Origin of the sequence: Chitinophaga sancti (genome assembly GCF_034087045.1) — a bacterium.
GTDB classification, from domain to species: domain Bacteria; phylum Bacteroidota; class Bacteroidia; order Chitinophagales; family Chitinophagaceae; genus Chitinophaga; species Chitinophaga sancti_B.
Genome location: NZ_CP139247.1, coordinates 2,161,911 through 2,185,995, shown reverse-complemented (window position 1 = coordinate 2,185,995; position 24,085 = coordinate 2,161,911). Strand labels below are relative to the sequence as shown.

Here is a 24,085-nt window from a genome sequence, read left to right as displayed (position 1 = left end):
CCGAAGCCGGAGATATAAAATTAGTCAATCAATTCCAGTTCTTTTAGCCTGGCTACAGCTTCTATCAACATAGATCCGCTGAGCTGGGTAGTCAGATCTGTAGTAGTTGCTGTAGTTGTCCAGCTGGTATTAAAGATTACCTGTGGACGGGTAGTACCCTGCAACCACATGGTTTGTGCATTCAGCAATAAGGAATTGGCAAATTTCGCCTGGTCGGTGCTGGAAATACTCCCATCTGTAATAAGCAGCATCAGGTACCGAACCAGGATCCCTTTGAACAGACCACCATCGCCCCCACCCTCGTCTTTGAAGATGTTGTTGGTGGTGAACTCACTACCCAGGGAATTATTCGCCGTTCTCAAGGCATCAGAGAGGTAAGTATTATCACCTGTGAGTTTGTACAACTCTACTGCTGCACCTATGAACACACCCTGGTTGTAGGTAAACTTCCAGGCCTTGTTCGTACCACTGGCATCCAGGCCATCCCAAACCAGCCCTGTAGTTGGGTCTACAAGATTATCTTTTTGCCATTGATAGATCTTCTTAGCCCATGCCAGGTCATCGCCTTTATGGTCCAACTGGTAAAAGCGGGAGGCGATGATGCTGGCGGGCGCATTGGCGGGCGTATTCTTATTTTGACGGTCCTTGTTCCAATAAATACCGCCACCAAAGGTTTCATCCCACCCACCTTTGATGTCTTCCCACAGGGTGGTAGCGGCAGTTTTGTATCGCGCATCACTGGTGGCTTCGTATGCACGCAGGCAAGCCAGCGTCATCCATTCCATATCATCATAGAAGTGATTGATGATGGTATTGCCATTTTTCACCTGTGCACCATCCAGCAATTTATCCATACGTGCTTTGATGGCCACATCACCTGTACGCAGGTATGCATCTACCAGTAGATCCAGTGCATGCGCATTGGGCCAGTAGTTGAAAGTCTGGTCACTGCTATTGTTCTTGTTAAAGTAATTGCCACTCTGATTGTACCAGCCGCTGATCAGTGAATTCTCTGTAGAATCAGCGATAGCAGGCCAGTTATATACATAGCTCACAGCGCCTGCGCCAGGCCCGGGACCATCGTCCACAGGCTCTTTCAGGCAGGAAGTAAATCCTGTAATGAGTAAGGTGCCAACAATTATCAATTTGTGCATAATCCAATAATTTATTTAATGATTACTTCATGCGTATACGTCTTGTCTGGAGAGAAGTATACATTCACATCACAGTTTTTAGTGTCTACATCACCGTTAAATTTGAAACAGTAGTTGTACTGATCGCTGTTGCTGATCAGGTGTAGTTCCCAGAAAGACAGTGGTGTGGCAGAAGTAGGACGGTTGTTGTCGGCATTAGAAGAACCCCACCATTCGTAACCTGTCGTACCATCGGCAGCAGTGACACTCAGGCGGAATTTATAACGTTCATCACGCCCCCATGATTCCTGGTGGAAGGTGATCGGCTGGTTTTTGAAAGACCATACACCATTGCTGGTATAATCCAGGTTGTACATAATTTTGTTTTCAGGTGCGAACCACAGACCTATCGCGGTAATTTCTGTTACAGTAGCTGCAGCATTGTTGAAGTCCAGTTGCAGACGGTAAATTTTTGTGCCACCTGCCTGTGTACTTTCGCCATCTTGTTTTACAGCTCCCCCATCAATATAGTAGGTGGTCGGTGTACCGGTATTTCTGTCTGTGAAATGGTAAGTACCATTTTTCAGGGAAGTATAAATTTCAAATACACCTGCAGAAGTTGATTTCATTTTCAGGGCAGCAGCCAGGTTATCACCCCCTTCAGTAGCAGCACCGGTCAGGAATACATCAACAGGGATTTCTGCAAATCCGTTTGGTCTTTCTACTTCGATAGTACGGGTTTCAGCAGCTTTCTGAATATTGTACCCTTTAGATGAGTTGACGGTCCATTTCAGTTTGCCTACAGCAAGAGAAGCGATGCCCGCTTTGGCAGCGATAGTGTTCAGATCTTTGTGAGACAGTGTCAACTTGTTATTCACTCCACCACCATCAGATGCAATGGTAGCCAATGGTGCAGAGAAGTCGCCGTCTTCCTTGTCGAACACTACTTCGTACAGTACCAGTGAACCATCTTCGGCACGAGCCTGCTCCCATTCGAATGATACGGAAGCGCTGGTAGTAGGTTGCAGTTTGATATACTTATCATCTACCGGTGCACTCAGCGCTGGTACCGGCTTCATGTTCGTATTGAGTTTGTAATCGTCCTTTTTACAGCTCACGGCCAGCAGGGACATGATGGCTAATATATGCAGGAAGTATGTTTTCATGTGTTGCAGCATTTTTTAAATAAGTGGAAATTCTACCAACCCTGGTTTTGTCCGAGGTGGCTGTTTTGGTCACGTTCGAATGTAGGCACCGGCCAGAGGTAATGCTTTGGATTGTTGAAAAGCCTGTTTTCCACAATGATATATCCATTTGCATCTTTGTTAAAAGCACCTCCGGTTACCTTGATCCCTCTTACTGGTCTGGCCATTACCTGGTCAGCTATTTTCCAGCGACGGATATCGAAAGGACGGATACCTTCGAATACCAGTTCTGCGCGTCTTTCACGGCGTACGATGGTCCTGAGCTGATCGGTAGTGGCTGAAGGATATTCAGTTGCACCAGCATCAGTAAATCCAGCACGTACACGCAATGCACGAACAGTGGTATTCCATACGTTTGCATCCAGTTGTCCCAATTCATTCTTTGCTTCTGCATACATCAACAATACTTCTGCATAGCGGATCATGATCAGATTCAGACTGGAGTTATAATTGCTGGCGGTTGGATCGTAATATTTGTAGAAGTAATAACCGGTGGGAGAAGCGCCCTGGTCATCCACACTATTGGTAGCAGGATTAGAACCTGGCTGTGTGAGAATCGTTTGTACCGTACCGTTAAAGTCAGTGATGGTAGAACCATCATGCAGGATGGTAGCTTCAAAACGAGGATCCCTGTTGGTGTAAGGATTGCTTTCATTGTAACCGGAACCTGATTCAGCAATACCTTTACCATTCAGCATTACATAATCATCTACGAGGTCTTGTGTAGGCACCAGCACACTTCTCAGCAATGCAACCGTCTGTGGCAGGAAGTTGCGTTGTGTAGCATAGGTACGCCCACCACCATATTGCAGGTCGAGGATCACTTCGCTGTTATACTCATTGTTGACGCTGAATACATTTTTATAACTGGATTGCAGGCTATAAGTTCCGTTATCAGTTTTGCCAATGAGTTGTTCACAATCATCTACCACAGCCTGCCACTCACCCTTGTACAAATGTACCCGTGCACTGAAAGCGATCGCAGCGCCACGGGTGATGCGGCCTCTGTCCTGTTCAGCATAAGCCGTGTTTACAGGCAGGTCTGCACGGATAGCTGCCAGCTCAGACTGTACAAAGTTGAGAATGTCTGCCTTTGGTGTACGGGTGATGGATTTAGCTTCGTCGATGGTGATGAGGTTGGTATAGAAAGGAACATCCCCATACCAGTCTGCCAGCTGAAAGTAAGAGTAGGCACGAATAAAACGGGCTTCTGCAAGGATTCTTTTCTTCAGGGTAGAATCCATGTTTGGCACCTTGTCAATATTCGTTGTTACGGTGTTACACTTGCGGATACAGGTGTAGCGGTATGACCATTCATTTGTTACTCTTGCATTGGATGGATCGTAGGCACCATCAGCAATAGCGGTCACGTTGTCAAAGCCGGTACCGTTTACATAAGCATTGTCGCTCAGTGCTTCGGTGCCGAAAAAGTAGCCATCGTTCAACATGTTTTCGTAACAACTGTTTACGGCTGCGAGGGCATCATCTGCATCCCGCCAGTAGGCCTCCTCTGTATATTCGCGTGTGATAGGCTGATCCAGCTTGCGGCAGGAATACAGCGTAGTCGCACTTATGAGTATTATCAGTAGTCTCTTCATACGTTTAAAATTTCAGGTCTATACCGAAAGAGAAGGTAGCTGCATTCGGATAGCTACGTCCTGCAATAGCATTGTAATTGGAAAAAGACAGCTTATCGTCGAACTGTGTGAACTCAGGATCTACACCCAGATCGTGGAAGCGACGTGGCGTGAAGGTGAGCAGGTTCTGACTGGTGAAGTAGATTCTTGCACCCTGTACCTTTATGCGATCGGTAAAGCGTTTAGGCAGATTGTAACCAAATTGCAGGTTCTTCAGGCGCAGGTAGCGGGTGTCGAACAGCCAGTAGCCTGAATAAGCGAAGTTGTTAGCATCAGCCGCACCGATGGTCAGACGTGGATAAGTTGCATCCGGATTTGTAGGTGTCCAGCGATCCAGGTGCTGTACAAAGGCGTGGTCCTCATTGTTATGGAATGCTTCTACGATATCACCGCGCAGGAACTGGGTACGCTTGCCAACCCCCTGCCAGAACATGGAGAAGTCAAAGTTGCGCCAACTGGCACTGTAGTTAAATCCGAAGGTGTAACGTGGGAATGGATTACCGAACACATAACGGTCGTTTGCATCGATCACACCATCACCATTACGGTCTATATATTTAATATCGCCGGGCATCACCTGTTGATTGTAGGCGAATGGCACTTTGGGTGCATTCTTGATATCGTCCAGGTTCTGGTACAGACCATTGGATTTGTAGCCGTAGTAAGAAGCGATCGGGAAGCCTTCTTTGATGATGTAAGTGAAGTCAGAACCCTGAATGGACTGTTCACCATATTTGATCACCCTGTTCAGGTTATCAGATAAGTTCACGCCGATCGTGTGGTTCACAGCGCCTGTTTTTGCGTGGTAGGATAAGGAGATTTCCCATCCTTTGTTTTCCACTTTACCTACGTTCTGTAGAGAAGAGCCGATACCGGCTGTACCCGGTACTACCTGGAAGAGATAGATGCCAGTGGTGGTTTTATTGAAGTAGTCGAAGCTGGCGGTGATCTTGTTATTGAACAGATCCATATCCACACCATAGTTACTCATAGTAGAGATTTCCCATTGCAACGTCTCGTTGTATGCGGAGAAATCCGCACCGGGAGCAGGTGCGTTGTTGAACGCGTACTTGCCGGAGTTGAGCGTTACGCGGGCCAGGTAGTTGAAGCCTCCGATGTTGGAGTTACCCACTTGCCCCCATGAGTAGCGCAGCTTGATATTGCCGTATTTATCTTTGAAGTCTTTGAAGATCTTTTCGTCCGTCACTCTCCAACCCAGGGAGAATGCAGGGAAGAACTGCCAGCGGTGACCGGGAGCCAGTTTGGAAGAACCATCATAGCGCCAGGTGAACTCAGCGAGATATTTATCGTCGTATACATAGTTGACCCTGCCAAATAGAGAGTTCAGTGCATAGAGATTTGGGTTGCTGATATCATTGTAAGTGCCGATAGTAGAATAATCATAGCTGCCATCAGGCTTTGGAATATAACCGCCACCGATTGCCCATTGGTCATCGAGGTTGGTAGTACCATAGCGGCTGGCTTTGATACCATAGTATTCATTCACTGCATCGCTACGGGCGCCTACCTGTGCTTTTACGTAATGCTTGCCGAAGTTGTTTTCGTATTCAGCAGTGGCGTATACGTTCGTGTTGTTATCCTTGTATTCAGATTCTGAATACTGGTTGTAAGTAGGTGGATTCGCAGTGGTATAATAAGGTGCGTAGCTGTACTTATTCACCCTGTTGATATCGTTGGTGATGGTGTAGTTGCCTGAAGCGTTGAAGTTCAGTTTCAGGTGCTTCACGGGCGTGATGGTTACGTCCAGGCCACCAAGCAGGTTATCCTTTTCGACGAGATCAAACCCTTGCAGATCCAGCTGTGCGAACACATTGTTGCTGTTCAGCGCAGGAACTACGTAGTTGCCGAGGGAGTCTTTTACAGGATAGATACGGGGTGTACGCATCGCATCGCGCATCAGGATACCGATGTCTGCAGATTGGCGGCGGAAGAAGGATTTAGTATAAGCGATGTTGGCATTTACTTTTACATATTTGCTTACATCTACACCGAGGTTCGCCCTGGCGTTATAGCGTTTATAATAGAAGTCCTGGTTGACGTATTTATTCTGCAGCATGTTGCCTTGGTTGACGTAACCGAGGGAGATCAGATAACTGCTGCTTTTACCCCCGCCAGTCAGGCTTAAGCTATGATTTTGCTGAGGGGTATAGTTACGGATCATTTCATCCATGTAGGAGGGATATGAGCCTTTACGTTTCCAGTAAGCAATATCTTCAGGTGTGTACTGTGGTGTTTTACCAGAGTTCACCAGTGCTTCATCTTTCAGGGTCATATATTCCCATGCTTCTACGTTGCGGGGTAGTGTGGTTGGTTTTTGCCAGCCATACATACCGTTGTAGGTCACGGATGGTTTATCGTCTTTGGAACCTCTTTTGGTGGTGATATAGATAACACCGTTAGCAGCCTGAGAACCGTAGATAGCGGAAGAAGCGGCATCTTTCAGTACAGAGATGCTTTCCACATCGTAAGGGTTCAGGTTTTGTAAGCCATCGCCACCGGTTTGCACACCATCGATGATGATGAGTGGGGAGTTGCCGGTAAGGCTACCTACACCACGGATATTGAGGGTCAATTTAGCACCTGGTTCTGCATTTTGTTGTTGCAGGATGAGGTTGGGGGCAGTACCCTGGAGAGCCTGGAACATGTTTGTTACAGGGCGGCCTTCAATATCCCTGGTCGAAATGGTATTGATAGCCGCAGTTACCTGGGTTTTCTTTTGTGAGCCGTAAGCTGTGATCACTATCTCTCCCAGGTCCTTGGAATCGGCGGTGAGCATTACGGTAATATTAGTTCTGCCATTGATACCCACCTCCGATGGGATGTAGCCAACGGAAGAGCAAACTAAGGTACCATTGGCTTGCCCAGCTGGGATCTTTAGCGTAAAAAAACCATCATCATTTGTAGTGGTGCCTAGATTGGTACCTTGCAGACGTACGTTGACGTTAGGGATGCCAACGCCTTTGGCATCTACAATACGGCCACTTACACTCAGGTCATTTGCCTGGTAAGTAGCGGCTGGCTGGCGGCCCTGACGCAGGATGATTTTGTTATTGATCTTTTCGAAGCGGATATCCAGCGGAGAGAGGATGAGTTTGAGCACATCGTCGAGCTGTTGATCTTTGACGGAAAGGGTGACTCTTTGGCTGGCTTTCACTTCGTCGTTAGAGTAGACGAAGACAAAGGGTGTTTGCGCTTCAATTTTTTCCAACACCTGTCCCAATCCTTCATCGTTTACCTGGAGGGAGATGCGGTTTTCTGTGGGCTTTTCGGCGGCATTTACCTGCTGTGCGCCTGAGTAGCGGCCAGTGTTGGAGGCGAAAGCCATCTGGGCGCGCAGATCGAGTATGTTCATAACGATCATACAGACGAACATAGGCAGGAAAAGGGAGCGGAAAGTAGCCGGAATAGTAAAACGTAGCGGTCTTTCTTTCATAACGCTATTTTGGTTTATTGTGTGTATCAGTGATGTTTACAGAGTAGGGGGCGGCTAAAAAGGGCTGAATTGGAAGCCCTTTTTAGAGATGCCTGTACCTTAACGTGAATTATGATGTCTATTTCTTTTTCTTTTGCTGTTTTGATTTACGTGTTTAGCATTTACGATCTGGTTTTGCCGTTTTTTGGCTTTACTGTTTGCCTATCGGCAGTATGCAATTACAGTGGTTGCGTTTACCTTCCTGCTATTCACTTATAAGCAGTGTGCTATCAGTTATATTATAGTGGAATGATCTTGATCTGGCAAGGTAATACATGATATCCTGCAGGTTATTGTTCTGGAATGAGCCGGTGAGCCTGTAATGCCGTGGTGCTTCATCTATAAATGAGATCTTCTTGCCGAAGGTCCTTTCCAGTTCAATGCCTATTTCTTCCAATGTTTTATCTCTGAATACGAGTCGGCCTTCAGTCCAGGCTTTATCGTCTTCTGCAGCTGTTGGTTCTTTAATAATTGTTTTTGTAGCGGCAGGCTGATAGGTTACTTTTTCATCTGGTGTGATGAAGACGGTATCCCTGTTATCAGCAGGTATAAAGGCTACTTTACCTGTTTGTACGGAGGTCTGAACGGCTTCATTATCATAAGCACGGATGTTAAAGGAAGTGCCCAGTACATGTACACTTCCTTTAGCGAGGTGAATGATGAAAGGCCGACCCGGATTGGGTGCGATATCAAAGAATGCTTCGCCGATGAGGTAGACTTCCCTGGAGTTACTGTTGAACACTTCAGGGTAAGTGAGTTTACTGTCTACATTGAGCCAGATCTTACTACCGTCAGCAAGTTCGATGCTGGCGCGGGTTGCTTTGCCATTCTGGCGATGCAGCCATTGCATGGTGTCATTGACTGCCATCTGTGATACAGGAGTATGAGCTTTGTCTACATACAATAATCCGGTACCGAGTAATAACAGAGCGGCAGCGGCGACACTGAGCCATTTCCACACAGCTCTTTTTGGTTGGAGTGTGGGGGTGGCGTGAATGCGTGCCATAGTTTTTTGCAGGGCTAGTTCAGTATCTGCCGCAGCGTGATAAGGTGCTTCCCTGAAATAGGATTGTAATAGGGTAAATTGTTCCCGTAAATAATCGTTATCCTGCATTAGGATATCCAACTCCTGCAGCTCTTCGGCGGTAGCTTCTCCAGCCAGTTTCCTGGCGGCTAGTGTATTAAAAAGTTCATCGTTGATCATAATTGAGGAGCCGGTTGTATGAGAAGGACAGAGATATTTTGAAAACTACTTACAGAGAGATTAATTTTTTTTCTGTTTAGCGAAATATATTTTCATTGTCAGAGAAAAGGATGGCCTACTTCTTTTTTGCTTTCAGTGAAACGAATGGCCCGATCACTTCATTCAATCGCTTCATCGCTCTGAATAATTGGGTTTCGACAGTGCGTGGAGAGATGTTAAGAATTTCAGCCACATCTTTATATTTAAATCCTTCTTCTTTAATCAGTTTAAACACCCGCCGACATTGATCCGGCAGACGGTTTACTTCCTGATCCATTTTGAAGAGGATCTCTTTCCATTCCATCGTTTTCTCCGGGTCTGTAGTGGTCAGTCCGGCTAAACCAGTATCATCATTTAGTGGAGTAATTCTAAGGTTGGAATATTGTTCCAGATAATTGAGAGAATGATTTTTGACAGCTACGAACAGGTATACTTCCAGGTTGGAAATAGCATCCAGCCCGGCACGTCGGTTCCAGATCTTCACGAACACGTCCGAGACGATTTCTTCCGCAGCTTCGCGCGTGGACACGTATTGCATGCAGAAGTGCAGTAGTCGTTCGTAATAGTGACGGAATAGCGAGGCGAAAGCTTTTTCATCACCATCATCAGCTATTTGCTGTTGCCATAAACGGATGTTTTCATTGTTGCTCATACCCTGCTGACAGTACCGTAGACGATATAGATAATTTTTGCCCCTTTCATAATGTGGAATAATGGCAGTTAGACCATTTGATATAGGACAGATAAATTAGATAAATTACTGACAGCCATAAAAAATATTTTTTTCAGCAACACGCTTCTTCCGGAAGCTGCCGCAGGGCCCACCTCAACCATTTGAATCTGCCCAAGGTAAATTTGAAAGGAATGGCGTGATTTACTCATTCAGAATTGAGTACTTTTCCGTCAAATAAATAAAACCCAAACCCTTTGCCAGTATACACTGCGACAGAAATATCAGTCATTAATTGAAATGTTAATATAGTAAGAATTATATGTGTGAATCGGGGGAAAAGCCTTAACTTAGTATTGTTACCCAAAATTATCAAACTTCAAATGATTAATGTCGGCGATATTTAATACCATATTATCAATTATAGCTGTTTTCAGCTTGCTGTCTACCTTAGCATTACCTGTTATCAGTGCCTGGAGGGAATCAGCCAGGCTGAAGAAATATAACACACATCCTCCGAAGGCTTTAGTATTGGAGGACAGAAGAGGAAAGGTAGTAGTACTTGAACTGGAAAAACAGAATGATGCCCAAGAGATTCTTCGCACGATGGATGTACTACTAGGTAAGTGACCCAAATACCATAAATTCAATTCAATCCTATAAAACCATTTTCATTCCTTGGATCAAGCAAACTCATTGGTTGCTAACCCATCCACAGAGGCTCTCAATAACCAGCAACCAAGCTCTACATCTGCCAGTATAGCTGGCGCAAGCAGTGGTACCCTGCTCGTACTACTAGCTAGTAATCTCCCTGACAATTATCCACTAAAGTCCTGGCTTGTTATTATTGCTCCCACTGTTTCAATAGCCTTCTCTTTAATCTGGAAGTTCCTTATCCGGGAGAAGAATGCGTATTACAAACGGAAGCGGGTAGTGAAATTTAAAAAACTTCTACTACAGAAAATAGAAGCAGCATTAAGTGATGGGCTTATCTCTTCTGAAGAAGCAGCAGCACTGAAAAGGAAAATGATAGAGATCGAGCTGCAAAGTATTGACAACCTTGCTAACAAGATCAAAAGCATTGAATTTGAAGAGTAGTCTATTCCGTTTGAATACTTTGGACCGGATTGGTCAGCGCGGCAGTCATTGCTTTGTGATTCACGGTGAGCAAAGCTACGGCTACCGATGCCGATGGCAAGACCGGCGATGTTGAGTAAGGAAGCTTTTTTAAAACGGAGGAGGCGGCGGATGGTGATTTTCAGCATGAGGAGGTGGAAGCAGTAATGGTGCCATATGGGAATAAGATGATAGTCAGAGGGTTGTGGGGGTAGGGTGTCCGGTTTTGAGCGGAGCGATGTCCGGTTATGGACGAGGGAAGATTAAGATCGTTTTATTTGTTGTAAAAGATCTTTTGCAGGTACACTTTTGAAATTGCCATCTTTGTCACCGATAATTAGGTTTTCATTATTGGCAGCACGTGCTTCCACAAGTCTACGTCTGGCAATTTCAACTCCCAGTTTTATCTTTTCAGATAATTCTTTGTGTGTTTTTTGTTTATCGGTCATAGTGCCTACTTTGTTGCAATATTACTTCCCAAATACCGGTATGCCATTGCCCTGCCATGATATAAAGATTCGGCATGATTAAATTTATTGAATAATCACTTTTTCGCAGCAAACTTCTCGCGCTGTCCCAAATATAACCCTGCTATTACTAAGATCGTCCCAACCCATGTAAACCAGGTAACCGCCTCATGCAATAAGATAGCCGCATAGATAAAACCGAATACCGGACAGAGAAAGAGCCAGAGCGATGCACGCACTGCATCACGCTTTACAAGATAGAAGAACAGCTGTAATGCCGTGACAGAAACAGGAAGTACCAACCATAAAAGCCCACCCCAAAAATTGATGTCGTATCTGGTAGTAGAAAAATCAGAAGTAAAGCAGGTAAATGGCAATAACAACAACCCACCCAGAAATACCTGCCAGCCATTAATGAGGAGATTGGGTAACTCCCATTCGATGCGGGAATAATAGACAGTAGCAACAGAAACAGATAACATACCGGTAAGCAGTATGATTAGCCCTGCTACAGACCCATGGCTCTCTGCCAACAAAGGATAAGTAGCTACTGCAACGCCGGATAAACCCAGGAACATACCCGTGAGCTCATACCATCTTAATGGTCGTTTGAGCCATAATGCAGATATCGCCATGATGAATAAAGGGTTCGTTGCAGTAGCCAGGGTGCCGATACCCGCAGATACCGATTTCATGGAAATAACATAAAAACTCAGGTATAATGTAGTATTGAGAAAACCAAATGTGAGCAGCTGTCTCCACTCCTTTCCCCGCGGCATTCTATGTTTGCCTTTCTGTATAAGATAGGCAAACAACAACATCCCTCCTCCTGCGAGGAAAAATCGGAAGTTGGCCAATATTAAAGGCTCTGCTGATCTGATACCAATCTTGGTAGCCACGCTGGCGGAAGCCCATAGCATGGCGAATAATACACCGAATACAACTTGACGCATCTGATAAACCCTGGTTACTTCCCAAAGGTAATATCTTTCCTGTCATCTGTTCTGAAAGTTGCTCTGGATACTTCTCCAAAGGGATTCATTTCCAACAATCTTTTCTGAAAGATTTCCACACTTATGTTCTGAAAGTGATCCCTCCTACTTCCCAAATGTCACTCCCTTCCAATCATCTGTCCTAAATGGACTCGCTGGTAACCCCGCACCGTTGTATAGATTGCCCTCAGGATTATTGGCCCAATCATACCTCACCGCCACAGGATGTGGCACCTCTTCACTCCATACCACGACCTGATTCCCCTTGATCGTAGCCTGTGCCCAATGGAATTGCTTGTCGTCGCCAGCGATAGCGAACCCTTTTAATGCCCCTCCTTTCTTCACCTGCAATCCATCATTGGTATATTTAAAGTTCAAAGTCACTTTGTTTCCAGCAATCTGCTTAGACAAATAGATAGGCCCGGAATAAGGAATTTTCTCCCCATACACCTCTGCCCTTGCGATGAGGGACAATCTACGCCCTACCTCCTGTTTGTTTTTAGGATGTATATCCTTCGCCTCTCCAATATCAATCGCCGATGCCATTCCTGTAGCAGGCAGTGATAAAGTCTTAAATTGTGCCTCCCGCAGCTCTGCCCAATCAGACTCCACAGGCTGTGCATCCACATCCTTGTAATTAGCCAGCTGCACGAAATAGAAAGGGAAATCCCCCTGCTTCCACTGTTTCCGCCAGTCTTTGATCATGAGGGGAAACAATTCCCTGTATTGATACGCCCTTTCCGCGTTGCTCTCCCCCTGATACCAGATCACTCCACGGATAGTATAAGGTATAACAGGATGGATCATAGCATTATATAATAATGTCGCCTTATTAGGATTTGAAGGCGCTTCCGGTGTGGACAGTTGTTCAAATGATTTAACCGCATCTGCAAATGCCGGCATTTTTTTCAACGATTCCCCACTCGTCCACGCTTCTGCTACAGTACCACCCCACGAAGTGAGGATGATCCCCACAGGTACTTGTTGATACCCATTAATTTCACGGGCAAAAAAGTACCCGACTGCAGAAAATTCCGGAATATATTGCGGCGTACAAGCTTGCCATCCACCCTGCAAAACAGTGACGGTATCAAGCGGTACGGTACTGGTTGCACGTTTTATCATCAGCAGGCGAATGTTAGGATAGTTCGCTGCTTTGACTTCCTGTTCGAAGTTGTGGACCTTGCCCCAGCCCTGGAGCGGCATTTCCATATTTGACTGGCCGGAAGCCACCCACACTTCACCTATTAATATATTATCGAGGTGAATGGTGTTCTTCCCTTTTAACGACATTTCGTAAGGGCCACCAGCTGGCATTGCAGGCAATGTAACCTGCCATTTACCTTTTTCTGTTGCAACAGTTTTTACTGATTTCCCTTTAAAAGTTACTGTTACAGTTTCGCCTTTATCAGCCCATCCCCAAATGTGTAATGGTTTATTGCGTTGCAGAACCATATTGCTTCCCACTAAAGCAGGCAATTTAATATCAGCATAACAAAAAGTAACAAATAGTGATAAAACAGTGGTACTGAGGAACGTGGTTAATCGCATGAAATTAGTTTTTTAATGATCACTACAAGTTACAATAGTTTGGCACGAAATTTTTATAGCATGAATTATTAAAATGAAACTATCATGGCAAACGGTATCATCACTTTCGAATTTGACATCAAAGCGCTTCACTATTTGAATTCAAATAGCAGCTTTATCAAAGCCACTGCAGATGCCGACGGTAATATCGACATTGCAGCAGCAGCTTTACAATATTATAATACAACCAATACTCATTTCGATATGGAACTGGAGAGCGAAGAAGATGTGAATAGATTTAAACACGTAGCACGTCGCTTTTTCAGTGGGTTTAGTGAAAACTAATTGATCAGTGATTAGCCAGAACTAATTGATCAGTGATTAGCCAGAACTGATTGATCAGTGTTTAGTCATACTGGTTTAGTTCAAACTAATTGATAAGATATTTATTCGTTTAGTGCAAGCAGTTTTCATTCCATTGTAACTTCCAATAGTTTCATCCATTTTACCCCCGAAATTTCGTCCATTATTACCCAGCTTTCATCCATTTTAGCCTGAATTTTATCCATTTTCATCCTGATTTCAACTTTGTTTTCATCCAGTTTCCTACTCCAAAATTTCATCCATTTTAACCTCCGATTTTTCGTCTAGTTGTGATCCCCGGATTTCATCCAATTGCGACCCCTGATTTTCATCCGATTGGCAATGCCCCAATATTCATTGTTTCCCCGTTTCGTTCATTGTTCCCCAAAACATTCATTGTTTCCTTATTCCATCCATTTTATTTCCTCAATTGCATCCATTACCCAAAAAAGTGAGCAGCCTGCGAATACTCTTCGCAGGCGCTTCTATTTAAATAATTAGTGGGTGTTGCATAAATAAATGACAACCGGGAACTGCATAAAATAGAATATGGCTCCATCCAGGTATCAGAATTAATAGGGGGTGTATCTAACATTTGATACTGGCCCTAATCATTTAAATAATCTGAAAAACAAAAACCGGCCAAACTGGCCGGTACAAGTAATAGATGTAGGTAAAAAGATATAGGGATAAAATAAGATTTGAAAAATGAAAGGTCGCCAGGAATGACAACCTTTTTCTACCATATCCTAATAAAAACCAAGCTCTTAACAGTATATGATCATGCTCATATACATATATTTTGAATAAATTATTTTAAATTGCTATTTGGCAATAGAGAAGTCTCAGGATAGTATGACATAGTGTGCTACAAATATAAACAAGCCCCCAATGAGGACGTGTAGTACTATTACTACACCTCAAAAACAAAGGTGGGGAAGCCTGTAGAAAGGCCACCCCACCCCGATACGGCTGATTGCAGCCAATTATTTACCCAGTTTCTTTTCCAATATTTCCATAAAATATCCACCTACCACACTTCTCGCCTGGAATCCTACCATCTTACCATCGGTAGTCTCATGCCAGTCGGAAATAGGTACACGGCTGCTGGTCTCTGTTGCATACTTATACACCGGAGTAATCAGTGCTTCAAAATCAGCCTGGTTATCGGTTAACCCCGCTGTCCACACTATCCAGTCAGATTTTGTGTAGGTCTTACGGCTATCCAGTGGCAAACCAAAACGCTTCTGCTGTGTCAGATAATATTTAATTTCCTTGTCGTATACTGCTTTTGGAAACAGGTCCAGACCCAATACTTTATCCCAAACCAGGTTGTACTTCTGGCTCCAGGTGCCTTTGCGCTCAAACGCCAGGGTATAGTGGTCACCATCATCTGCCAGTTTCATCCAGTTCGTCACCATATTTTTTGCTGCTGTTCTGAACTTCTCAGCTGTTGCCTTCTCGCCCAGCTGATCTGCCAGCATAGCATAACAACCCAAACCAACGATCGCTTTTACAGAGAGGTTAGCATTTCTGGCCAGGTGACCGGCAAAGTCATCGGTACACAGCTGGTTAGCTGGATCGAAACCTTCTTTCAGCAGGTAGTCGGCCCAGGTTGTCAGGGTCTTCCAATGCTTCTTTGCATAATCAGCATTACCTTCTGCTTTTGCGATAGCTGCAATCAGGATGATCATGTTACCAGATTCTTCTACCGGCATGCCTTCGCCATATACCTGCCCATTTGCCAACGGGTACGTGCCCAGGTCATGTGCAGCGTAAGGCTCGGTGTATTTACCGCTTTCGCTGAAGTAGAAGATACCGTTTGTCATCCCCTTCATCAGATCAGGATTGTAGATCAGGAACAAAGGAGCGGATGGATAAGTTACATCCACTGTATTGATACAACCATTGCTGAAGTTCTCTTTGGAGAGGAACAGGATTTCGCCTTCAGGACTCTTCACCAGTTTATGTGCAGCAATGCTCTGGCGATAACCGAGTACACACAACTTAGCATAAGTGTCGCCACCTGCTTTGGTCGCATCAGCATACATCTGTTTGTCGAAGGTATTGCAGCGTTCCAGGATGGAACCGTAGTCTTTGCTGGCAGCAGCCAGTTCTTTTTCGATGGTGAAGGTATCATCCTTTTTCCACCATGGGCGCAGGTTAGTACCGAAGTACTGAATGCTGTAGATATCATCATAACCAATGAGGACAACCTGTTCTTTGGATTCAGCACCTACTTTACCCAGTTTTACAACCGTGTTCAACATCAGTTGTTTGCCGGTAGTTACTGCTTTTGGTTTACCTACGAAAGAAGCAATCGCATCACCATCAGTTGTTATAGTCTGAGTTGCGTTGGCTTCTTTTGGTACAGCTACATACAGGTAACCCCAGTCTATGCGGAGGTCATCCCCTTTCTTCGCCAGGATCGCCTGCTCTGTCGTACCTGCTTTCAATATAGACAGACCATTGCTGTTAAGCTGCTGTGCAGTCACCTCCTGACCAGCGGTATTGGTAGCGAGCGTGGAACTTGCACCAAAGTACACCTGTACATCGTGCTGTGCGCCATCGTTAGATTGTACTTTGTAGCTGATATAAGACACCGGACGAGACATCAGGTCAAGGTCATTTAATAATAAAGGAGACAGGAAGTTCAGCGTCAGATCTACCTTACCACAGGTAAAGGTGTAGGTAGTCTGCGTAGCTGTGAGCTGTACGCTTTTCTGCACGGCTATTTTAATATTGTCAGCCAGTACATTCTTTGGTTTTACAGAGATACCGGCATCGAGGTAAGCACCACCCTGTGTGTTGGTAACATGTATGGCCAGTACATTTTTACCTTTCTTCAGGAGTTTCTTTACATCGTCGCTGATAGGGAAATATTGTGTGTGATTCAACCAACCTTCGTAGCTATACGCTTTAGTACCATTAATATAAACTTCAGCGTTATCATCGTGATTGATCTTCAGGAACAATGGTTCTGAAGGGAGCTTATTCAGGTTGAATGAGCGGCGTACCCAGATGTCGCGGGTATTCCATTGTGTACCTGACATATGTTTGTCGTTGGTGAAAGGTGCCTCACCTGTCTGCCAGCCTTTTTCAATGAAATCGGTAGACATCCAGTCAGCCGCAGGCGCTGTTTCTGTATAGGCAACGGTGTATTTCTTTTCGTCGGCAGCAGGCACGATACCATCATAATGTTCACCTTGCTGACCGAGTACACGGTAAGTGGTGCCATCCACTTTAACCATGCCTACGATGGGCTGTTCTGCACCTGTCCAGTGACGGGTGGCTGAAGCGGTGAGATTGTCCGAAGCGGACCAGATGCTGAAATAAGGATCGTGTGTTACCAATGGATAGGCTGGAGCCTGTTGTTGCTGCGCATGCAATTGCTGAGCGAGCAACAGCGCGGCAAATCCCAAAAATTTGTTCATGGTTTTGTGGAGCTTTATATTGATTAAATTATACGCAAACGTGGACGCAAAGCCATTGTTGGCTGCGGAAGTGTTGAGACGCATAGACCTGAGTTTGAGTAATGACGTGGTATTCTGCTACACTTTTTTCATTCACACGGGTGAAAAATAGGGATTTTATTCTAAATAAAGGTATAGGGTACGCTTAATTTTTTTGCAAATGGGGTTTAACGAGGGGGGGTGGGCCTGCGGCAGGCAGGAAAGAAGAAATAGCTGCCACAGGCCTGAAAAATTATTTCAATTTATAAATCTCGCTACCGGCTAAGAGGAAGCATCCCAACCCATAGTCCTCAAAATCGGGTATCTTATCAAAACTAACCGGCTGACCATCTGAAGGTTGCTTACCTGTACTCTGCACAAAGCCCAGCATTCCATTATCATGTACACAATCTTTTACCAGCGCATTCCAGGCTTTCACCACCACCGGATAATAAGTCTTTTTATCCAGGTAACCTTTACGAATACCCCAGGTAATACCATATACAAATAATGAAGTACCTGTGAGCTCTTTACCACCATAATTATTGGGATCGTGCAGGCTCGCATTCCAGAATCCATCCATCCTTTGCAGGGGTAAAACAGCAGCTGACATTTCCTTAAAGTCATTGAGGAAGATCTTATAATAATGAGAGTTTTCGGGGAGTTGCTCCATTGTTCTTACCAGAGCTGCCAGTACCCATCCATTGCCACGACTCCAATAGCAGTTCTGTCCATTTGGTTCCTTATAAGGAGGAATGAAATCCTTATCTCTCCACCACAAATGCTCTTCTTTATTATACAAACCATTCCTTGTCCACTCATACATTTCATACATGCGGTGGAAATAAGCCGTATCCTTATATATTTTACCTAAGCGGGCCATTACAGGCATCGCCATCTGAATGGCGTCGATCCAATGCCAGTCGTCTATTTTAGATGTCTTTAGCATGGTATCAATAGACGCTTTGATATTGGCGATACGTTCCGGTTTTTTGTCTATCAGGTACAGATCAATATACGTCTGCCCACAATCCTGGTCATCCGCATTGCGGGTTTTAATACCATTGCGAAGGTTCCAGTTATGTTTTTCACCCCATTGCACAGCATAATCATAATAGGATTGCTTTGGGTCAATAGTATACAATGCCATGAGGCCTTCATAATACACACCACGGGTCCAGATATTAGAAGGCCATGTTTTATTCAACACAATCTCTTTCCCGGTATCCGGCCATTTCTCCATAAAATATTGATTCGCCTTCGTCAACGCCGCCAGCGTGGTCTTTTTTGGAATGAGGGTCTGCTGTGCCTGGGTGCTTACGGCCAACAGCATGATAACGAACAGGAAATACTTTTTCATTGTGGATATATTTTAATTTATCAGGGCATAGGCTGCAGGCCTTCCCATTTTATTTTCCATTTACCGTTTTTAGGAATGCCCAGTTCTTTGATGGTACAGCCATCAAAACCTGCACACATCAGTGCCACCGCTGTTAGTAACCCGCCATTTCCAGGAAGGTAAAGCCTTAACCGATCATCCTGGTAGTTATGGCCATTGGGTAACCAGGTATTTGTTTTGATATTCATGAACAGGGCATCTATTGCTCTTTCAGGTTGTCCTAGTCTTACCGCGGTCATGCAGGTGAGTGGAAAATCCCATCCCCATGTATCTTTCCAATCCCAGCTGGTCCATATCTTATCGAGAGTATGGTGCATAACAGCCGTATCCAGTGCAGCACTGGTGGGTAACATGCCCAGGGTACCCAGTACGGCAGGGTGATCTGTCATGTATGCCGGTCGGGTATAGCTATCAGGCGCACTTTCAGCTGCCAGGTATAAGCCTTCCTGCTGTGGTAGTGGCGATAAGCCATTTAATACCTGATCCCATTCCGGGTTACGGGGTAACCCAGCTCTTTCTCTCCATCGTTGAGCCGTTTGCAATCCCCATCGCCAGTAAGCCAGTTCGTATGTTGGATTGTACGTGTCTTCAGGTTTAAATCTTTCCTGTGCAGGAATGAGTCCTTTGCCTAATATATAATGATGGGTGGCACTGTCATACCACGCATAAGACGCCATAAAATCGGCCGTAGCAGCGACCAGCGACTGGTATTTTGTCAATACTTCAGGGTGCTGGCGATACAGTAACTCAGCCATGTAAATAAAATGAGGCTGTTGCCAGATGAGGAAAGCGCCTACAGAAGATGGGCTTTCATTCCCTTCGGGGTCTGTCATCTTTTGCCAGCGAATACCTTTGTAACCCTGTCTTTGTGCAATAGCACGTGCTTTGTCAGCAACGGTCGCATACCATTGCAAGCTTTTCTCCATCAGGTCTGCCCTTCCCCAAAGTGCAAAATGAACGGCATGCCACCAGTACATTTCAAGGTGTGGTTTACCATACCAGCTATTGTACGTCAACCCTGTTTCCTGCGGCGGCATATAGCCGGCACATTGCACTGCCATGAGATACTGGGAAAGGACCACTCTCCTTTCCAGTTCAAAGGCGCGGGGGTCTGTACTACCATTGAAATCAACCGCTCCGCCCCTTTTCCAGAACGCCTGCCAGTATTGGCGGCTATCTTTTTCCGTTTGCGCAAAAGAAGGAAGGTCCTGCGCTTCACGAGGAGAGAACTCAACAGTGATCTCCTCGTCAGGGGTAAGCAGATACTCATGGAGATGAGGACTGCTGGTATTTATAGGGGAGTAATTCAGATAATAATGGGTTGAATCTAACTCGTGGATGATAAGACCGGGTTTAATAACAGACGATTGGTGCCTGTCAGGATGCTGGTAGTCTGTACCCGCATCAGCGAATTCGCCTGTGGGGTAAGGAAGGCGGATACGGATTTTCAAACGCCCCTGCTTTACAAGCGGGGAAATGATTTTGATAGATAGGAGGTCTTTTTGTGGATGAACGACGGTACGGACTTTTACGGGAACGCCTTCTACAGTAAAAGCGCTGCGGACCTCTCCATTCCAGAGGTCCAGTACCTGGTCTACCTGTTGGATATCATCGAGGGTAGCGGGTTGTCCATTCCTTTTCAGTATCTGAAACCCAATGTTCCCCAATTGTAAGCGATGTACATTCTGGCGGAAATAGTCGACAGCCGGGGTATTTTTCTTTTGTACCGTGTAGGTGATATCCCGGCCATGCAGGTGATAAGGCTGGTAAGCATCATCGATTTTATACCCTTCACTGTTGGGGAAGCTATGCCATCCCCAGCCTGACTGGGTACCCAGGGGAATACCTTTGCTATATGCTTCGGGAAACGTTTGCAAACCAGTGACATCTACAGTAAATGCAAAGTTGCCATTGCCCAGAGTCAGAGCGGCGAGTGTATCTGCCTGGTGCAGGGTCACATTATGCCGCTCAACCAGCGCCTGGCGGTTGATGGGCGTTTGTCCACACACTATACTGTATGTGCAGGTCAACAGGAAAGTAATATAGTTTTTCATTCGTGGAATACTTAAAAGTACGTTTTTATGGAAACGTTTGCATAAAAAGTTGACTTTTCAAATATGCAAAATGATGAGAGGAAAGGTATCCTATGCTGTCTTTTTACTATTTTAGCTTATATGAAAAAGTTACTCTTGTGCTGCCTTATGCTTAGTCTGAAGGCGGTTTGCTATGCCGAAGAAGGTACCCCACCACAGGAAAGATATATTTTAGTAATTCATGGCGGTGCTGGTACGATTACCAAACAAAACATGACTCCTGAAAAAGAAGCTGCTTACACAGCGGTGCTGAAGGAAGCCCTGATCACGGGTTACAAACTTCTGAAAGCCGGCAAGAGCAGTGTTGATGCAGTAGAAGCTACTATCAAGGTGATGGAAGACTCTCCTCTCTTCAATGCAGGCAAAGGCGCTGTATTCACCCATGATGGCAAAAATGAAATGGATGCTGCCATCATGAATGGTAAATCTCTGCAGGCAGGTGCTGTAGCCGGCGTGACCACTGTCAAAAATCCGATTGCTGCCGCCAAAGCGGTGATGGAGAAATCTGAACACGTGATGCTGGCAGGTCGTGGAGCTGAACAGTTTGCAAAAGATGCCGGTCTTGAAATCGTAGATCCTAAATATTTCTGGACACAGGAACGCTGGGATGCGCTGCAAAAAGTACTCAAAACCGATTCTACCAGAACAAAACCGGAGCATAGTTATACGCCAGCCGGCAAACTGGGTATCGAAAATGTGGATAACAAATTCGGTACAGTAGGTGCGGTAGCACTGGACAGAAATGGGAACCTGGCGGCAGGAACTTCTACCGGTGGTATGACCAACAAAAAGTACGGCCGTATCGGTGACTCCCCTATCATTGGTGCAGGAACTTATGCTAATAACAAAACTGCCGCTGTGTCCTGTACTGGTTGGGGTGAATATTATATCAGAGACGTAGCAGCTTACGACCTTTCTGCCATGATGGAGTACAAGGGTATTAGTCTGGATCTGGCAGCAAAAACAGTGATTGAGAAAATCGGTATCCTGGGTGGAAGCGGTGGATTAATTGCACTGGATCAGGCAGGCCATGCTGTGATGCCTTTTAATACAGAAGGTATGTACAGAGGTACTATTACCGAAGATGGCCAGATTGATATTGAGATCTACAAACCACAATAAAAAGCGAAAGACTGACTAACAGGCAACCATTTTTAGAGGGGGGAATGGTAAATAACACCTTATTAGTCAGTCTTTTTATGCTTTCAAAAGGATAGTTAATCCGGGCTTTTCAACAATGATTGGGATTAATTTTTTCTGAAAACATGCTTAGTTCAGAAAGCTGAATTTGTTTTCGAAGACTTTACCAATTACTGGTACAGGTCTCTGTGCTTCATTAGAAGCTGTTATTATTCCAAATATCAGCAGAATCAATGGAAGAAGGCCGGCTAAACTCAAGAGGAATCCCATGGTAGGAATTATTCTTGCGACGATAGAAACAATAATTGAAATTGCCAGACCAGCGATAAATACGCCTAAGGCCTGTGCAAGATGGTAACGTACCAGTGGTGAACGTTCAGGTGTTTCTTTATACTTAATGTATGCAACTACCCAACCAATTATTGTACAGTAGGCGACGATAGCTAATGTTTTGTCCTTCATGATATGATCATTTTTTTGTGATTGATGATGTCACAAAAGTATTTGCCCCAAACATGTGTAGCTATTTTTAGCCTACTACGGAAGTACTACAAGCGAAAAAAACAGCGTCTACGAAACAACTACAAACGATGCAATCAATTCATAATCAGAACATTAATACTATGCCTCTCTATTAATATCAGCGATTTCTTCCTTTGCAGCCTGGCTATCGCGGGTATTTTTCTGTACTGCGATGGCACCAAAAATGCTCAGTAAAAATGCAAATGCGTAAAATCCTTTCTCGCTGGGCAGCATGGTGGCGTTCCATAATCCAACTGCCAGGAGGATCAGGCAGAGTAATGTAGACACCCAGCTAATACCATAGTAAATGTCTGTAACAGGAATTTTCTCCAACCTATCCCTTACGCATTTTTGCACAGATACCCCTGCAAAGAGACCATACATCAGCACAGTGAAATAGTATCCCTTTTCATTGAGTTGCATTTGGGCATTATACAGGCCTACGATGTAGCCAACAACCCCAATAAGCAACGCAACCCAGGATGCGGCAATAAATGCCATCGATGGTTTTTGTTTCATTGTATCGGTATATTTCTATATAAGATACAAATTAACCCCAATTATCAGGGGCCTGAAATAGCTGAATTCAGGGATAAAATTTTTGTGCGTTATAATATTATGAAAATCAAGCTTCTCTAAAGTGTCGATTTTAAATACTCATTCTATTTTGATAATTTTATATCAATACTAATAAGCATGCATCAGGAAACACACATCAATAGCTCCAACTTTGTCAGAGATGTTATCATCGGCATGTCCGACGGGCTGACCGTACCCTTTGCTCTTACTGCGGGGTTGAGTGGCGTACTGGATACGAACCACCTCATTATCGTATCCGGACTTTCTGAAATTGCAGCAGGTTGTATTTCAATGGGATTGGGTGGATTTCTTGCCGGTCAGACGGAAGTAGAGCACTATGATTCCGAACTACAACGGGAATATGAAGAAGTAGAGAAGGTACCGGAAACAGAAAGAATGGAAGTGGAAGCCATCTTTATTGACATGGGTGTGGATAAAGAACTAAGTAAGCAGGTGACTTTACAGATCAGCCAGGACAAGCATAAATGGGTAGACTTTATGATGCGCTTTGAACTGGGTCTTGACAAGCCAGATAAGGACAGAGCGATCAAATCTGCATTGACGATAGCATTCTCTTACCTGGCAGGTGGTTTTATTCCTTTGTTCCCCTATCTCGTTACTTCCAATAATCAGCAGGGTTTTTATTTCTCTTGTATCATTACGGTGATAGCCCTGATCATATTTGGGTATTTTAAATCAAAAGTAACCGGGCAACCCTTGATAAAAGGCACTTTGAAGGTAGCGTTCACAGGTATTATAGCAGCTGTGGCGGCTTATTCACTGGCTAAACTGGTGAGCTGATTCAGAATACGACTTTGCCTCCTGGCCGACCGTTTAACCCCATTGACCTACATCACCTCCTCTGATGTTTCACATGCTTTTAGCTTTGTATCAGTATTAAACTAAAAGCATATGAAAACGTTACTTTTATCAGCAGCCGCCCTTTTCATGGTGGTAATGACCAGTGAGGCTAACTCCTTTGACAAGGGGGGCTCTGATAGAGATAATATAACCTTCTTCCAGGCATTGAAATAACCTTAAATTTAATAGT

The 24,085-nt window shown here is 44.7% G+C and carries 20 protein-coding genes; 6 read left to right on the top strand and 14 right to left on the bottom strand.

Annotated features, from left to right (window positions below; genetic code table 11):
• Nucleotides 1-20: 20 nt before the first annotated feature.
• The 6 genes from SIO70_RS09160 to SIO70_RS09135 all read right to left on the bottom strand — a co-directional run bounded on the left by SIO70_RS09160 (nucleotide 21) and on the right by SIO70_RS09135 (nucleotide 9,363).
• Entirely contained in the window at nucleotides 21-1,154 is a 1,134-nt protein-coding gene (locus tag SIO70_RS09160; RefSeq protein ID WP_320580605.1) for a glycoside hydrolase family 76 protein, read from the bottom strand.
• 11 nt (nucleotides 1,155-1,165) lie between these two features.
• Nucleotides 1,166-2,299, bottom strand: a complete 1,134-nt coding sequence (locus SIO70_RS09155) for a SusE domain-containing protein (RefSeq protein ID WP_320580604.1) — start codon at nucleotides 2,297-2,299, stop codon at nucleotides 1,166-1,168.
• Between the two features lie 32 nt (nucleotides 2,300-2,331).
• Nucleotides 2,332-3,936: a RagB/SusD family nutrient uptake outer membrane protein gene (locus SIO70_RS09150; RefSeq protein WP_320580603.1), complete on the bottom strand. Its 1,605-nt coding sequence runs from the start codon at nucleotides 3,934-3,936 to the stop codon at nucleotides 2,332-2,334.
• Between the two features lie 4 nt (nucleotides 3,937-3,940).
• Nucleotides 3,941-7,429: a TonB-dependent receptor gene (locus SIO70_RS09145; RefSeq protein ID WP_320580602.1), complete on the bottom strand. Its 3,489-nt coding sequence runs from the start codon at nucleotides 7,427-7,429 to the stop codon at nucleotides 3,941-3,943.
• Between the two features lie 244 nt (nucleotides 7,430-7,673).
• Nucleotides 7,674-8,672, bottom strand: coding sequence for a FecR family protein (locus SIO70_RS09140; RefSeq protein ID WP_320580601.1), 999 nt, complete (start codon nucleotides 8,670-8,672; stop codon nucleotides 7,674-7,676).
• Nucleotides 8,673-8,787: 115 nt separating this feature from the next.
• A complete protein-coding gene (locus SIO70_RS09135; protein WP_320580600.1) occupies nucleotides 8,788-9,363 on the bottom strand; it encodes an RNA polymerase sigma-70 factor in 576 nt (191 codons plus the stop codon).
• 408 nt (nucleotides 9,364-9,771) lie between these two features.
• Between SIO70_RS09135 and SIO70_RS09130 the strand changes: the two genes are divergently transcribed.
• Together SIO70_RS09130 and SIO70_RS09125 are read left to right on the top strand one after the other, a co-directional pair.
• A complete protein-coding gene (locus tag SIO70_RS09130; protein WP_320580599.1) occupies nucleotides 9,772-10,011 on the top strand; it encodes a hypothetical protein in 240 nt (79 codons plus the stop codon).
• Between the two features lie 48 nt (nucleotides 10,012-10,059).
• Entirely contained in the window at nucleotides 10,060-10,479 is a 420-nt protein-coding gene (locus SIO70_RS09125) for a hypothetical protein (protein WP_320580598.1), read from the top strand.
• Nucleotides 10,480-10,760: 281 nt separating this feature from the next.
• On the opposite strand, the gene SIO70_RS09120 is transcribed toward SIO70_RS09125, so the two are convergent.
• The 3 genes from SIO70_RS09120 to SIO70_RS09110 form a co-directional block, all read right to left on the bottom strand.
• A complete protein-coding gene (locus SIO70_RS09120; RefSeq protein WP_320580597.1) occupies nucleotides 10,761-10,946 on the bottom strand; it encodes a hypothetical protein in 186 nt (61 codons plus the stop codon).
• Nucleotides 10,947-11,041: 95 nt separating this feature from the next.
• Nucleotides 11,042-11,917: a DMT family transporter gene (locus SIO70_RS09115; protein WP_320580596.1), complete on the bottom strand. Its 876-nt coding sequence runs from the start codon at nucleotides 11,915-11,917 to the stop codon at nucleotides 11,042-11,044.
• A gap of 144 nt (nucleotides 11,918-12,061) precedes the next feature.
• Complete coding sequence (locus tag SIO70_RS09110; RefSeq protein ID WP_320580595.1) at nucleotides 12,062-13,507, bottom strand: sialate O-acetylesterase; 1,446 nt, start codon at nucleotides 13,505-13,507, stop codon at nucleotides 12,062-12,064.
• Nucleotides 13,508-13,591: 84 nt separating this feature from the next.
• On the opposite strand from SIO70_RS09110, the gene SIO70_RS09105 reads away from it, so the two are divergent.
• Complete coding sequence (locus SIO70_RS09105; RefSeq protein ID WP_320580594.1) at nucleotides 13,592-13,831, top strand: hypothetical protein; 240 nt, start codon at nucleotides 13,592-13,594, stop codon at nucleotides 13,829-13,831.
• A gap of 1,004 nt (nucleotides 13,832-14,835) precedes the next feature.
• Here the strand turns inward: SIO70_RS09105 and SIO70_RS09100 are convergent.
• The 3 genes from SIO70_RS09100 to SIO70_RS09090 all read right to left on the bottom strand — a co-directional run bounded on the left by SIO70_RS09100 (nucleotide 14,836) and on the right by SIO70_RS09090 (nucleotide 20,754).
• Complete coding sequence (locus SIO70_RS09100) at nucleotides 14,836-17,283, bottom strand: glutaminase family protein (RefSeq protein ID WP_320580593.1); 2,448 nt, start codon at nucleotides 17,281-17,283, stop codon at nucleotides 14,836-14,838.
• A gap of 271 nt (nucleotides 17,284-17,554) precedes the next feature.
• Nucleotides 17,555-18,661 (bottom strand): glycoside hydrolase family 88 protein, encoded by a 1,107-nt coding sequence (locus SIO70_RS09095; RefSeq protein ID WP_320580592.1) that lies wholly within the window; start codon nucleotides 18,659-18,661, stop codon nucleotides 17,555-17,557.
• 20 nt (nucleotides 18,662-18,681) lie between these two features.
• On the bottom strand, nucleotides 18,682-20,754 hold the full coding sequence (locus tag SIO70_RS09090; protein WP_320580591.1) for a hypothetical protein: 2,073 nt from the start codon (nucleotides 20,752-20,754) through the stop codon (nucleotides 18,682-18,684).
• Between the two features lie 120 nt (nucleotides 20,755-20,874).
• Here SIO70_RS09090 and SIO70_RS09085 point away from each other — a divergent pair, with 120 nt between their 5' ends.
• Nucleotides 20,875-21,915, top strand: a complete 1,041-nt coding sequence (locus tag SIO70_RS09085; RefSeq protein ID WP_320580590.1) for an isoaspartyl peptidase/L-asparaginase — start codon at nucleotides 20,875-20,877, stop codon at nucleotides 21,913-21,915.
• Nucleotides 21,916-22,062: 147 nt separating this feature from the next.
• Here the strand turns inward: SIO70_RS09085 and SIO70_RS09080 are convergent, their stop codons facing one another.
• Nucleotides 22,063-22,395 (bottom strand): DUF4870 domain-containing protein, encoded by a 333-nt coding sequence (locus tag SIO70_RS09080; protein WP_320580589.1) that lies wholly within the window; start codon nucleotides 22,393-22,395, stop codon nucleotides 22,063-22,065.
• 159 nt (nucleotides 22,396-22,554) lie between these two features.
• Nucleotides 22,555-22,974 (bottom strand): inner membrane protein YiaA, encoded by a 420-nt coding sequence (gene yiaA, locus SIO70_RS09075; RefSeq protein WP_083721101.1) that lies wholly within the window; start codon nucleotides 22,972-22,974, stop codon nucleotides 22,555-22,557.
• Between the two features lie 177 nt (nucleotides 22,975-23,151).
• Here yiaA and SIO70_RS09070 point away from each other — a divergent pair, with 177 nt between their 5' ends.
• Entirely contained in the window at nucleotides 23,152-23,835 is a 684-nt protein-coding gene (locus tag SIO70_RS09070) for a VIT1/CCC1 transporter family protein (RefSeq protein ID WP_320580588.1), read from the top strand.
• Between the two features lie 111 nt (nucleotides 23,836-23,946).
• Nucleotides 23,947-24,069: a hypothetical protein gene (locus tag SIO70_RS09065; RefSeq protein WP_320580587.1), complete on the top strand. Its 123-nt coding sequence runs from the start codon at nucleotides 23,947-23,949 to the stop codon at nucleotides 24,067-24,069.
• Nucleotides 24,070-24,085 lie beyond the last annotated feature (16 nt).